The organism is Stenotrophomonas sp. AGC87, assembly GCF_057333975.1.
In genome coordinates this window covers 256,553-269,877 of sequence record NZ_JBHFHW010000004.1, presented here as the reverse complement: position 1 = coordinate 269,877, position 13,325 = coordinate 256,553, and the positions used below count along the sequence as shown (strand labels likewise).

Here is a 13,325-nt window from a genome sequence, read left to right as displayed (position 1 = left end):
CCGTTGGATCAGAAGCTGTAATCCAACGAGACACCCACGGTACGCGGCTGCATCATCACCGCATTCCAGCGCCGGTACTGCTGCGCGCCCGCGGCAGGAATCGTCCTGCCGGCGGCGACGTAGATGTCCTTGTTGGTGAGGTTGGTGATGAAGAAGCGCACGGTCGTGTTCTGGCTGCTCACTTCGGCAGTCAGATCGACGGTGGTGTAGCTGGGCAAGTCGAAGGACTGCGTTGAAGCCACCGATGCCGCACGCTCGCCGTAATAGCGCAGCGCGCCGCCGACGCTCCAGCCCCATTCGCCACTGGTCGGGAACTGGTAGTCGGCCTGCAGGCTGCCGGCCCATTCCGGCACCTGCGGCAACTGGGCACCGGATTCGGCCTGGTTCGGGCCGCCCGGGCGGGCCGGGGGAATCGGCGCGGTCAACTTGGCGTCGGTGTAGGCCAGGCTGCCGCTCAGGCGCAGGCCGTCGACGGGCATCAGTGCGCCGGTGAATTCAACGCCCTGGCTGCGTGCTTCGCCCCCATTGACGCCATAGGAGATGCCCTGCGCGGTGAGCAGGTTCAAGCGGATGTCATCCCAGTCGATCCGGAATGCCGCCACTTCCACCAGTGCACGACGATCCCAGAAGTGGCTCTTCAGGCCGGCTTCGTAGTTGATCAACGTGTCCGACTTGACCTGCGCAGGCACCTCCGGGGCGGCCGGCAGGATGGGATTGGGGCTGCCTGCGCGGTAGCCGGTGGCGACCCGCACGTAGGCCATGGTGTCTTCGCCCAGGAACAAGCGCGGGCTGGCGCTCCAGGTGGTCACACTTTCCGAGGAGTCGGTGATGCGCTGCACACCATCGCCACCCAACGGACCGCCAAGTGTCTGGCGGAATTGCTGGTCATTGCGCGCATGGCGCACGCCCAAGGCCAGATCGAAGCGGTCGGTGAACTTCCAGGTGGCATTGCCGAACAGCGCCTTCTCTTTGTACGTGGTCAGCACCGAGGCGGTGAACAGATCAAGCACCGGATTGAACGCCGGGCTCAGTGCGCTGCCGCGCTCGATGTAGGCGGCATCTTCATCGGTATAGAACGCGCCCAGCTGCCATTGCAGGCGACTGTCGCCCTTGGAGGTCAGGCGGAATTCCTGGGTCCACTTCTTCAGTTCGATATCCGTGTCCAGGCCGGCGTATGCCATCACCGGGCCCACGCCCGGCTTCTGGCCCAGCAACGGGATGTACTCCACCGACTGGTCCTGCAGGCGCCAGGCGTTGGATTTCATCCAGCTGCTGGCGGAAGTGAAGTCGGCCCAGCCCAGATCCCAGTCCACCGTCAGGCCGTACACGTCGTACTTGATCGTGCTCGGCTGCAGGAACAGATACTCGTTGGAGTAGCCGGGCAGCTTCGGCTTGAAGGTGGCCGGGTCGAGCGCGACCGTCGCGAAATTGTCGCCCTTGTTTTCCTGGCGCATCGCGGTGAGCAGCACGTCCACCGTATCGGAGGCCTTCCACAGCAGCGAAACGCGGCCGGCGTTCTGGTACACATCGTTGGTGTCGCGGCGGTGCAGGACGCTGTTGTCGATCCAGCCCGGGCTGGTCTGCTCGGCGTAGCTGGCGCGCAGGGCCAGCTGACCCTTCACCAGCGGCACATTGACCGCGGCGCGCTCGGAATGGCCCACCCGGCCGCCATCGTCGACAACGCGCATCGTGGCGCCGGCGCGGCCTGAGAAATACTCCAGGTCCGGCCGCTTGGTGACGTACTTGACCACGCCGCCCAGCGCACTGGCACCGTACAGCGTGCCCTGCGGGCCGCGCAGCACTTCCACGTTCTGCACGTCGTACGGCAGCAGGTCGAACATGCCGGAGGTGGCGCCGGACAGTGAGCCATTGGCGGTGAGCGGCACGTCGTCAACGTAGATCGAGGTCGAGGCGGTGTTGCCCATCGGGGTGATGCCGCGGATGGAGATCGTCGAGCGGCCCGGCGCACCGAGGCTGGTGATCTGCAGGCCAGGAACCAGCCCGGCCAGGTCATTCATGTTGTTGACCTGGAGGCGGTCGAGCTGCTCTTCGCTGATCACGCTGATGGACATCGGGATATCGGTGACCACCTCCACGCGTTTCTGCGCGGTCGCGGTCACAGTGCCCAACGTATGTACGTCGTCGCGGTTGGGGTTCTCGGCGGCGACCTGTGCCAGTGCCGTGGCGCTGCAGCCCAAGGCCAGGATGCCTGCAGTGCAGGCCAACGACAACGCGTTCATTCGGAGCGAACAGTGACTCATGTGATGAGACCTCGGTAGCGAAGCTGGACGCCCACGGCAATGGGCACGGGATGCGGAAGTCAGGCACCCCGTCGTGCTGGGGTGGGGGCCGGCCTGGCAGTGACGCTCCTGGGATAAATGGCTATTTGTAAGCCCATGTAGGACACAATAGTCCTGTTCAGAGAACTGTCAATCCTGCGTCGCAGCATTGACATCACTTCATGCGCCAGGCGCGCCCCGAAACCTCAGCGTCCGGCGCCCCAGACCGCTTCGTCACACCAGATCGTGCCGTCGCGATAGAGCACCCCGGGCGTGCGGTCCTGCTTGAGGAACGTGGGCCCGTCCAGGTCGACGAGATCGCACAACTGCCCGACTACGAAGCCCGGCGCAGCGCCCAGGCTGCTGCAGACCATGCAGCCGACCATGACGCCGAGCTCGGCCTGACGTGCCGCGGCGGCGATCAGCAGCGCCTCGGTCAGGCCGCCGCATTTGTCGAGCTTGATGTTGAATACGTTGAAGCGCCCCTTCAGGCCCTCGACATCGGCCAGGGTGAGCGCGCTTTCATCGGCGGCCAGAGGAATCGGCGAGACGAATCCATCCAGATCGGCCTCGCGCCCGCGCGCCAGTGGCTGTTCGATCAGCGCCACATCGGCGTCCACCATCGCTGCCACCAGCCGCTCGAGATCGCCGACCTGGTAACCCTGATTGGCATCGACCCCCAGCCATACCTCGGGGCGTGCCTGACGGATCGCCGCGACGCGTGCGATGTCCAGGTCGAGATCACCGGTCAATTTGACCTTGATCGAACGCGCCTGGCGATACGCGACCGCAGCGGCCGCCATGGCCGCCGGCTCATCGGCGCCGACCGTGAAGGTCGTGGGGAGCGGCCGCGGCGGCGGCAGGCCTGCAAGCGCCCACACGGGCTTGCCCGCCTGCTTCGACTCCAGCTCCCAGAGGGCAGCATCAACCGCGTTGCGTGCGCCACCGGCCGGCAGGATCGCGCGCAGTTCCTCGCGGGTGGGGTGTGCCTCGATGGCATCACGCACCGCTTCGAGCTGGATGCGCATGGTCTCGATGTCTTCGCCCAGGTAATAGACGCCGGTCGCCTCACCGCGGCCGACGTGCGTGCCGTCATCCAGGGTGACAAGGCAGGCCAGCCGGCTGTCGAAGACGTGGCTGGCGATGCGGAACGGCGCGGCCAGGCGCAGCGCGTCGACTGCGATGCCGAGGGTGAGGCGGGCCATCAGGCGTTCACTCCGGATGCGGCCACGTCACGCGCCACAGCGGGCGTTGCCAACAGCTTGATCGAGCACATCGGGTTTCCCTGCCTCAAGGTGAGTAATTCTCACATCGAGACATTAGTTCTCTGTGCAGAGAACTGTCAATGGGCGCCGTGTCCGGCGCCCCTCCTTCGTGCCGCGTTACGGATTACTTCGCAGGTACCGCTGCGGGTGCAAGCGCGGCCGCGATCTGCGACAGATACTTGTTCCAGTCGAACTTCTGCCCCTCTGGTGTCCAGCCCAGGCGCACGATCACCGCATCCTGCGAGGGAATCACCGCCATGATCTGATGGTTGTGGCCCATCGCCATGAACGCGTCGGACGGCACGTCCTGCAGCACCTTGCGACCTTCTTCCGCTGCCGCGGCCCGGTTCAACCACAGCTGCGCGCCGTAAGACGGGCGCGCCGAGGCCGGGGTGGGTGTCAGCGCAAATCCGAGCCATTCCGGCGACAGCAGCCGCTTGCCACCGGCCTCACCGTGGTGCAGATGCAGCAGCCCATAACGCGCCCAATCGCGCGCCGTTGCATACCCATAGGAACTGCCGACCAGGACACCGGATTCGTCCGGCTCGATCAGCGCACTGCGCATGCCGGCCGGCTCGAACAACCGTGTCTGTGCAAATCGGGTCATGCCCTCCAGAGTGCCGCCGGTGGCCTGGAAGACGATCCGCGACAGGATGTTGGTCGTGCCCGAGGAATAGCTCCAGTGCGTGCCTGGCGCATGTTCAAGCGGCATCGCGGCGGCCAGCGCGCCCATGTCACCGGCCTCGAACAGCATCTTGATCGATTCGTTGCCGGGCTTGTAGCTCTCCACGAAGGCCAACCCGCTGGACATCGTCAGCAACTGGCGCAGGGTGATGGCGCCACGTGGATCGCCTTCGCCCTTCCATTCCGGCACCGGGGCGGGGTCATCCAGCTCGAGCACGCCGTCATCCACCAGCAGGCCAACCAGCGTGCCCATGATGCTTTTGGTGGCCGACCAGCCCAACATGCGGGTGTTCTGGTTGAAGCCGGGCGCGTAACGCTCGGCAACGATCGCCCCACCCTGCACCACCACGATCGCACGGGTGTCCGGGTAACCGCCCACGTTCTGCTCATCGAAGGCCGCACTCACGGCCGCATCCAGTGCGGCACGGTCGAGCTTCGCTTCTGCGGCGGCCTGCAGCGCCGGTACCGGCCGGTCGCCCTGTGGCCACGGGCGCGCCGCCAGTGGCGATAGTGGCGTGAGCTGGGCCGCTTGGGCCTTCAGCGCCGTGAGCGGCACGTCGCCCGTGGTCAGCGTGCAGCCGACCGCCGGGCGATGCAACGCCGTTCGGCTGGCCGTACCAGGCGCGGAGGCGGTGACCGTCCCTGCCTTGCGATCGACCGCCAGCGCCACCGTCCTGGTGAATGGCGCCAGTGCATGGATGTCATCGCGCAGCACGTCGGCCTCGGCGCGGTTGGCCACGAAAATGCCCGCGCAGGCGATCTGTGCCGAGACCGCCGTGCCCAGATCCTCCGCGCTGGTGATCGGTGGTGCGGCGGCCAGTGCCGGCGCGGAGGCGGCGAGCGCCAGAGAGAGAAGACTCCAACCGGAGGCGTGTCGGATCATGAGGTGTGTCCTGTGGTTGTTGGAGCGCGCACGTGGATCAGCGCGTGCGGCATTGATGGCGCAGCGCCGAGCCCGCCCGGGCGCCGGTAGGTTTGCCGCCCTCGAAACTCACCACACCGTTGACGATCACGGTTTCGATGCCGGTCGGCGCGCCGGCGGGCGCGTCCCAGCTCGCCACATCATCCAGCGTGTCCAGATCGAACAACACGATGTCGGCGCGCATGCCCTCACGGATCAGCCCGCGATCGCTCAACCCCATCCGCTGCGCCGGCCAGCTGGTCATCTTGCGGACCGCATCCTCCAGCGTCAGCACCTGCTGCCGTTTCACATACTCGGCGATGATGCGCGGGAAGGTGCCATACGCGCGCGGGTGTGGCAGGCCAATGGCGCCGTCGCTGCCGTAGTTCACCGCAGCGGCCGCGTCACTGCCGATGCTGACCCAGGGCTGGCGCAGCGCGAGCTGCACATCCTGTTCGCTGATCATGAAATACAGCGCGACCGCCCGATTGGGCAGCCCTTCAAGCGCGATGTCCCACGCCGCATCGGCCGGATCCAGATTCAGTTCGGCACCGATCTCGGCCAGCGTCTTGCCATGGAAGCGCCGGTACTTGTCACTGAAGCTGTTGGCCAGACGCACGTTCTGGAATCCACCCGAGGCATGCACCAGGTTCGACCAGCCCGGCATCGAGCCGGCGGCGACCTCCTTCTTCATCCGCTCGCGCACCTTGGGATCGCGCACGCGCTCGATACCTTTCTCCAGGCCATCCGCCCAGACCCAGCTCGGCGCGATGATTTCCAGCCCGGTGCCGCCGGCGGTGTACGGATAGAGATCGGCGGCAACATCGACGCCGCGGTCCCGCGCTGCATTGATCGTCGCCAGCGCCTGCGGCATCAGCTTGCCCCACTCCGGCGCATAGGCAGCCTTCAAGTGGAAGATCTCTACCTTGACGCCGCCCTTCTCGCCGATCTCGATGGCCTCTTCAATGGCTTTGACCACGCCCTCGCTCTCGTCACGCATATGCGTGGCGTAGAAGCCGTCGCATTGCGCGGCCACCTTGGCCAGCGAGACCAGATCCGAGGTGCTCTGGAAGCTGCTGGGTGCATAGATCAAGGCGCTGGAGATACCGAACGCGCCGGCTTCCATGGCGATTTTCACCTGCTCGCCCATGGCATCCAGCTGCTTCCGGGTCGGCGCACCGGCGGCATCGCCCATGACATGCACGCGGGCCTGGGTGGAGGAGTAGTACGTGCCGAAGTTGACCGCGATACCCTGCGTTTCGAGCTGCTTGAAGTAGCCCGGCATCCCCGCCGCAGGCACCGGCGGTCCGCCCTCGCCGCCGATCAGCGTGGTCACGCCCATCCGCAATTTGTTCTCGGCCGCGCCATCCTTGAGCAGCGCCGCGCCGGACTGATCCATCATGTCGATGAAGCCCGGCGACACATAGCGCCCCGTCGCGTCGATCTCGCGGGTGCCCTGCCCGGGGACCTGGCCCACCTGGACCACGCGCCCCTCCTTGACCGCCACATCGGCACGGACCCACGGATTGCCGGCGCCGTCGAGCACGCGTCCACCACGGATCACCAGGTCATAATCGGCGGCGGCCGCATTGGCGGCGAACAGCATCGATACGCCCGCCCAGAGCAGGGTGCGTTTCATCATTTCATCTCCTTGTCGGTGCGCGCCTGCGCACGCACGTCATCCACGACCTCGCGAACCGCAGCCACGACGCGATCAGGCTGATCGATCTGGATGTAGTGGCCGGCATCGCTCACGATCTGTCGCTGCCCACGGCTGGACAGGGCGGCCTGCTCGGCGTGCAACGTGCGCCATTCCTGCTTGAACCGCGCGCCCTCCTCCGCCGTCAGGCCCATCTTTTTCAGCTCGTCGGGCTTGAACGGCTTCAACGCGGTCAGCACGATCACTGGGCGGTCGCCAAACGACGTGACCGCGCGGGCATCGTCCATGGTGCTGTCGAAGCCGTCGAGTTCAGCGGTCGCGCCCGTGACCGAGGCACTGGAGAAGGCCGTGATCTCCGCGGCCTCATCCTTCGGGCGTGGGCCATGATCGGCGCGCGAGAACAGGAAGCGCACCAGGCCGGTCCGCGACAGTGCCGTGGCGGTATGCATCAACAGCGACACCTTCTTCGGGTGGACATCGATGCTCACCACGCTGCCGAGCCGGGCGATCTGATCCGGGTGCGAGGGGTCGACCATCACCAGCCCGGCAACCTGCTCGCCGTAGCGCCCCACATAGGTCCGGATGTACGGCCCGCCGATGGAATGGCCGACCAGCACCAGCGGGTCGGTGATGCCCGCGCCTTTCAACAGGGCGTGCAGGTCATCGGCCACGGCCGACGCACGCTGCGGGGTGTCCTTCGCATCGCTGCGCATGATGCCGGCGCGGTCGTAGGCGCAGGCACGGGTAAAGCGGGCGATCCGGTCGTGCACCCGGGTCCAGTCCATTGTGCCGCCCGTGCCGAGGCCGGACTCGAAGATCACGGTCGGGGTGCCACTGCCGCGACACTCGATGTGCATCTGGCGTCCGCCGATATCGACCATCTGGCCGCGCAGCGGGTGGTCCACCTCTGCATTGCGGCGCGCCAGCGCCTCGTACACCACCCCGACCAGGGTGAGAAGGATCACGAGCGCGAGCAGACCCAGCAGGATCCACTTCACCCATCGCCGAAACCGCCGCCAACCCTTTACTGCTGTCATGTCGTGCTCTCTTGAATGGCGTACTGAAGCGCGTGTCGCCCCACGGATCCGACCCGGAGAGCGTTCAAGGGAGGACTGACCCATGCGGCAGGCAATCATCCCGAATGGGATATAAACGTCCTGATAGGAGAATTGTCAATGTGCAGTGCGCCACTTGGCCGGCCGCCCGGGTCAGGTTGAGCGGACTGACCACGATGGGGCAGAGGCGTTGGAGGTACTGCTCTCGGGCCTTGGGCGGTCTACTCGGCGGGCGCAGTAGCCGGAATATGCATCTTGTCCTCAGGCATCTGCCGCCCGCCGATCTCGAACTTCACCGGCATCCGGATACGGCCGGCCACCGGCATCCCTCCGGCCATGGCGGGGAAGAACCGGAGTGTGCGAATCCACTCCAGAGCGGAGCGATCCAGGTCACGGTGACCCGAACTGCGCACCACGTTCGCGCCGAAGGTGCGCCCCTGTGCATCCACATCCACCAGAAACTGCCCCTCTCCCTCTCGCCCCTCCCTGAAGGCCGCCAGCGGGTAGCGCGCCGACGGCGCGCGTACCTGCACAGGGTCTACTGCCGGCGTGCTGGGCAGTGGCGTGTTGGCGAGGGGGCCGACGCTACCGCGAAGAAACGCCTCATCGCCGAAGCTGCAGCCGCTTTTCGACTTGTCCGCAGTCAGTCCATTGATGGGCAAAGACAACAAGGGTACCGAGATGTGTGAAGACCCGCACTTCACGCGGCGCACACTACCCTCTTGCCGTTACACCCCATGGAGCTGCCCCCTCGTGAGCCGGCAATGGCCGCCAACGCGCGCGCTAAAAGGACTTTACAGTCTTCCCCTGCTGCTCTGCAGTGCTTTTGCGTTCGCCCAAGCCGCGCCCGACGGCGCTGTAATCCCCGCCTTGGATTGGCAGCAGTCCCAGCAGCGGCTGGAGCAGGTCTCCGATGCCTTGGCCGCGGCGGATGCGTCGGTGCGTAACAAGCAGGACCTGCAGGACGCCACCCGTCTGCTGCGTCTTCCGGAGATAACCGGGGAAGTGCGCCGCCTGCAGTTTCAGAAGACGCTGACCCTGCCCCTCGGTTCGCTTGCCCCGGTTGCCGAGGCCTTCGGCATCGACTCGCCACTGCAGTTCACCGAGCGCGATTGGCGTACCCGGCCCGTCGTCACTGCCGTGCTGCCGCTGTATACCGGCGGGCTGATCCCGGCCGCCCAACAGGCCGCGGCAGGCGCGACCGACCAGGCCAGCGCCGAGCGCGAATCGCAGCGCCAATCCTTGAGCGTACAGCTGGCCCAGGCCTATTTCGGCCAGCGCCTCGCCGAGCAGGCGGTGGATGTGCGTCGCGAGGTGCGCGATGGGCTGCAGCGCCACCTTGATGATGCGTTGAAACTGGAGCGCGAGGGCTTCGCCACCCGCGCCCAGCGCCTGCAGGCCAACGTCGCCCGCGACAAGGCCGAGCGCGATTATCAGAAATCGCTGAATGATCTGCAGACCCTGAAGGCGGCACTGGCCACGCTGTTGCGCAGCGGCGGTGAAGTCCGGCCGCTGTCGCCTCTGTTCGTGCATCGCGCGCCGATCGGTGCGCTGCCCGCCTTCGAACGCGATGCACAGGCCCGGCAGCCGCAGATCGCCCGGCTGCGCGCCCTGGTGGCGCAGGCCGAGCAAGGCGTGCGTGTGCAGCAGGCCAAGCTCAAGCCCACCATCTTCCTGTTCGGCCAGTACGACTTCCGCCGCCGCGACGAAATGCTCACCGACCCGGACTGGGCGTTCGGCATCGGCCTCAAGTACACCTTCCTCTCGCCCACCTCACGCCCGGCCCAGATCAGCGCCGCCCGCGCGCAGCAGGAACAGGCCGAAGCCGGCCTGCGCGAAGCCGAGAACCAGGTGACGCTGGGCGTGCGCAAGGCCTGGTACGAATTGGACACCGCCCGCCAGCAGTACCTGTTGCTGGACAGCAGCATCGAACAGAACCGCGAAAACCTGCGCCTGCAGGAGCTGGCCTTCCGCGAGGGCCAGGCCACCTCGCTGGACGTCATCGATGCACGGCTGGGGCTGGGCGGCGCGCAGGTGGAGCGCGCACAGGCGGCCTATCAATATGACGTGGCGCTGGCCCAGCTGTTGGAGATCAGTGGACAGATGGACCGATATGAAGAATTCCGCCGCCGGGGCGACGAGGTGATCACGCATGAATGACACATTGCAGGCACCGGCCGACGCGCCGCCGCCGAAAAAACGCAGGGTCGGCATCCTCATCGGGCTGGTGCTGGCGATCGTGGTGGTGCTTGGGCTGTGGCTGGCCTGGCGCACCCCGGCCGAACAGCTGCAGGGCATGGCCGACGCCGACACCATCAACGTGGCCGCCAAGATCACCGCCCGGCTGGCCGAGCTGAAAGTGCGCGAGGGGGACCGGGTCACCGCCGGCCAAGTGCTGTTCGTGCTGGACAGCCCGGAAGTCGCCGCCAAGGAAGAACAGGCGCACGGTGCACTCGAAGCGGCGCGTGCGGTGGCCGACAAAGCCGATGAAGGCGCGCGCAGCGAGGATATCCGCGCCGCGCAGGCCAACTGGAAACGTGCCGAGGCCGGTGCCACCCTGGCCGATGCGACATATCAGCGCGTGCAGAACCTCTTCAACGAAGGCGTGATGACGCGGCAGAAACGTGACGAGGCATTGGCCCAGGCGCGCAGTTCGCGCGAGCTGGCCAACGCCGCGCGGGCCCAGTACGACCAGGCGCTGGCCGGCGCGCGCGACCAGGACAAACGCGCCGCCCAGGGCCAGGTGCGCCAGGCGCAGGGCGCGGTGGCAGAAGTGAACGCCGCCCGCGATGAGGTCAATGGCCGCGCGCCCGTGGCCGGCGAGATCAACAAGCGCATGTCGGATATCGGCGAGCTGGTGCCTGCCGGCTACCCGGTCTTCACCCTGGTCGACATCGATCGCATGTGGGTCTCGGTGAACCTGCGCGAGTCGCAGATGCGGGGTCTGAAGGTCGGAACCCGTCTGCGTGGCACGGTCCCCGCGCTGGATCGTGATGCGGAGTTCGAGGTGTACTTCATCAATCCCGCCGGTGATTACGCCACGTGGCGTGCCACCCGGCAGTCATCCGGGTATGACGTGCGCAGCTTCGAAATCCGGCTGCGCCCGGTCGAGCCGGTGGAAGGCTTCCGGCCCGGGATGAGCGTGTTGTTCGGGTGGCCGCAGGGATGAGCCGGCCGGTGTGGGCGAGCGCTGCGGCCTCGTTCCAGCGCGAGCTTCAGCACCTGCGCCGCGATCGTGCCGATCTGCTGCTGATCACGCTGCTGCCCGTCGTGATGTTGGGGCTGATGGCGTGGCTGTTTGCCGCCTCGGTGATGCGCGACATCCCCATCGCCATAGTCGACCTGGACCGCAGTGCTGAAAGCCGGCAGCTGGCCCGCATGCTCGATGCCAGCCCCGGCGTCAGCGTGGCCAGCCAGCCGTCCAGCCTGGCCGAGGCACAATCGCAGCTGCGCCGGTTGGACGTCTTTGCGGTCGTACTGGTGCCGCGCGATGCCACGCGGCAGGCACTGCGCGGCGAACAGGGCACGGTGTTCGCGTACTACAACGCCACCTACCTCACCACCGGCCAATCCGCGGTGCGCGATATCGTCGAGGCGGTCAGCGCCTGGAACGCGCGGCTGCTGGGCGAGCGCATCGGCAAGCAGGTCGGCCCGGCCAAGCTGCGCGCGCCACCGATCGCCGTGCAGTCGGACATCCTGCACAATCCGGCGCGCAGCTATGAGTTGTTCCTGCTGCCCTTGCTGTTCCCGGCGATCCTCTCACTGGGGCTGGCACTGGCAGTTGCAGCCAGCCTTGGCCGTGAGGTCCGCGATGGGCACCTGCGCGACTGGCTGGGCGACACCCCATGGTCGGCGATCGCTGGCAAAGTCGTGCCGTACGTTCTGCTGTTCTCGGTCTACGGTGCGCTCGGGGTGCTTTACCTTGCCCTGCTCCGTGGCGATGGCATCGCCGGCAGCGCGCTGCTGCTGATGCTGGGGCAACCGGTGTTCTACCTGGCCTGTGCGGCGGTAGCCCTGCTGTTTGTCGGGCTCACCCGGGACATGGGTACGTCACTCTCGGCGATCGGCTTGAGCATCGGCACCGCGCTGGCATTTTCCGGCGCCACCTTCCCCGTGGTGGATGCGCCGTTGTTCACCCGCATCTGGAATCTCCTGCTGCCGCTGACCGCCTACGTGAAGCTGCAGACCCAGCAGCAGTTCGTCGGCGCGCCGTGGAGTGTCTCACTCTGGCCACTGGGGACGCTGCTGCTGATGGTGCTGGTGGCCGGTGGCATCGGTGGCTGGCGGTTGATCGCTGCCGCGCGCAGCACCGATCCCGTGCTACCGGGCGCACCGCACGGGACCGGCGCATGAGCCGCTTCGTCGACAGCCTCCGCCTGACCCTGCGCACGGTGCTCACCGACCGCTATGCCGTTGTGCTGATGGTCGGCGCGGTGGTGCTGTACTCGTTCTTCTACCCTGCTGCGTACCGCCACCAGGTTGCCAGCAATCTGCCCATCGTGGTGGTCGACCACGACCAGAGTGCAACCAGCCGTGAGCTGCTGCGACGGGTGGATGCGCTGCACACGGTCCGCATTGTCGATCAGCCGGCCAGTATCGACCAGGCGCGCCATGTGCTGGAAACCGGCAAGGCCGAAGGCATTCTGCTGATCCCGGCCAACCTTGAACGGGACATTCTGCGCGGCGGCCACGGCTATCTGGTGTTGATGGGCAACGGTGCCTACCTTGGCCGCGCCAGTTGGGTGCTCGGCGGCGTGGCCGAGGCCCTGACCGCGTTCGCGCGTGAGGCGGCCGTCTCCCAGGCGGCGTTCATGGGGGCACCCCAGGCACCGCCGATCACGTTGGTGCAGCGGCCGCTGTTCAACACGCAGGAAGGGTACGGCAGCGCCATCGTGCCCGGCGTGGCGGAGCTGATCGTGCATCAGACGCTGCTCATGGGCATCGGCGTGCTGCTCGGCGCCCGGCGGTGGGCGCTGGGTCGGCGCCTGCGTTTCGAGCTGCCCACATTGGCCGGCATGGCGGCGGGCTTCGGCGCCATCGGCCTGCTCGGCCTGCTCTACTACGCCGGTTTCACCGCCTGGGTGCAGGACTACCCGCGCGGTGGCAATCCATTCGGGCAGTTGCTGGGCGGCACGTTGTTCATCGCCGCCACGGTGGCATTCGGCTTGTTCGTCGGCAGTTTCTTCGCCACTCGCGAGCGCGCGTTCCAGGTCGTGATCGCCTGTTCGATTCCGTTGTTCTTCCTGGCCAACCTGTCCTGGCCGGCAGTCACTTCGCCGCCGGCATTGGTCGCACTGGCGCACCTGCTGCCCACCACCCCCGGCATCAACCTGATGGTGCGGTTGAATCAGATGGATGCCAGCCTGGGCGAAGTCAGCCACGAGCTCTGGACCCTGCTCGCGCTGCTGGTGCTATACGGCGGCCTGGCGATATGGCGGCTGGGTACCCGCAGGTCGAACTGATCCTGGGCCTCGCTGGAGG

The 13,325-nt window shown here is 66.8% G+C and carries 10 protein-coding genes; 4 read left to right on the top strand and 6 right to left on the bottom strand.

Features of this window, described 5'->3' with window-relative positions; translation table 11 throughout:
- Positions 1 to 8: 8 nt before the first annotated feature.
- From ACE026_RS02060 to ACE026_RS02035, 6 genes are all read right to left on the bottom strand, one after another.
- Entirely contained in the window at positions 9 to 2,261 is a 2,253-nt protein-coding gene (locus ACE026_RS02060; RefSeq protein WP_486037518.1) for a TonB-dependent receptor, read from the bottom strand.
- 224 nt (positions 2,262 to 2,485) lie between these two features.
- Positions 2,486 to 3,484, bottom strand: coding sequence for a dipeptide epimerase (locus ACE026_RS02055; protein ID WP_486037516.1), 999 nt, complete (start codon positions 3,482 to 3,484; stop codon positions 2,486 to 2,488).
- A gap of 184 nt (positions 3,485 to 3,668) precedes the next feature.
- A complete protein-coding gene (locus tag ACE026_RS02050; RefSeq protein WP_486037514.1) occupies positions 3,669 to 5,111 on the bottom strand; it encodes a serine hydrolase domain-containing protein in 1,443 nt (480 codons plus the stop codon).
- A 37-nt stretch (positions 5,112 to 5,148) separates the two neighbouring features.
- Positions 5,149 to 6,768: an N-acyl-D-amino-acid deacylase family protein gene (locus tag ACE026_RS02045; protein WP_486037512.1), complete on the bottom strand. Its 1,620-nt coding sequence runs from the start codon at positions 6,766 to 6,768 to the stop codon at positions 5,149 to 5,151.
- Positions 6,768 to 7,787: an alpha/beta hydrolase gene (locus ACE026_RS02040; protein ID WP_486037510.1), complete on the bottom strand. Its 1,020-nt coding sequence runs from the start codon at positions 7,785 to 7,787 to the stop codon at positions 6,768 to 6,770. Before ACE026_RS02040 ends, ACE026_RS02045 begins: the two co-directional genes overlap by 1 nt.
- A 278-nt stretch (positions 7,788 to 8,065) precedes the next feature.
- A complete protein-coding gene (locus tag ACE026_RS02035; protein ID WP_486037508.1) occupies positions 8,066 to 8,512 on the bottom strand; it encodes an energy transducer TonB in 447 nt (148 codons plus the stop codon).
- A gap of 139 nt (positions 8,513 to 8,651) precedes the next feature.
- Between ACE026_RS02035 and ACE026_RS02030 the strand changes: the two genes are divergently transcribed.
- The 4 genes from ACE026_RS02030 to ACE026_RS02015 are packed head-to-tail and all read left to right on the top strand — an operon-like array spanning position 8,652 to position 13,306.
- Entirely contained in the window at positions 8,652 to 10,004 is a 1,353-nt protein-coding gene (locus ACE026_RS02030) for a TolC family protein (RefSeq protein ID WP_486037685.1), read from the top strand.
- Positions 9,997 to 11,013, top strand: coding sequence for an HlyD family secretion protein (locus ACE026_RS02025; protein WP_486037506.1), 1,017 nt, complete (start codon positions 9,997 to 9,999; stop codon positions 11,011 to 11,013). The genes ACE026_RS02030 and ACE026_RS02025 overlap by 8 nt, the downstream gene beginning before the upstream one ends.
- The gene (locus ACE026_RS02020) at positions 11,010 to 12,197 is read left to right on the top strand and encodes an ABC transporter permease (RefSeq protein ID WP_486037505.1); all 1,188 of its coding nucleotides are present in this window, start codon (positions 11,010 to 11,012) and stop codon (positions 12,195 to 12,197) included. The genes ACE026_RS02025 and ACE026_RS02020 overlap by 4 nt, the downstream gene beginning before the upstream one ends.
- Positions 12,194 to 13,306 (top strand): ABC transporter permease, encoded by a 1,113-nt coding sequence (locus tag ACE026_RS02015; RefSeq protein ID WP_486037503.1) that lies wholly within the window; start codon positions 12,194 to 12,196, stop codon positions 13,304 to 13,306. Before ACE026_RS02020 ends, ACE026_RS02015 begins: the two co-directional genes overlap by 4 nt.
- Positions 13,307 to 13,325 lie beyond the last annotated feature (19 nt).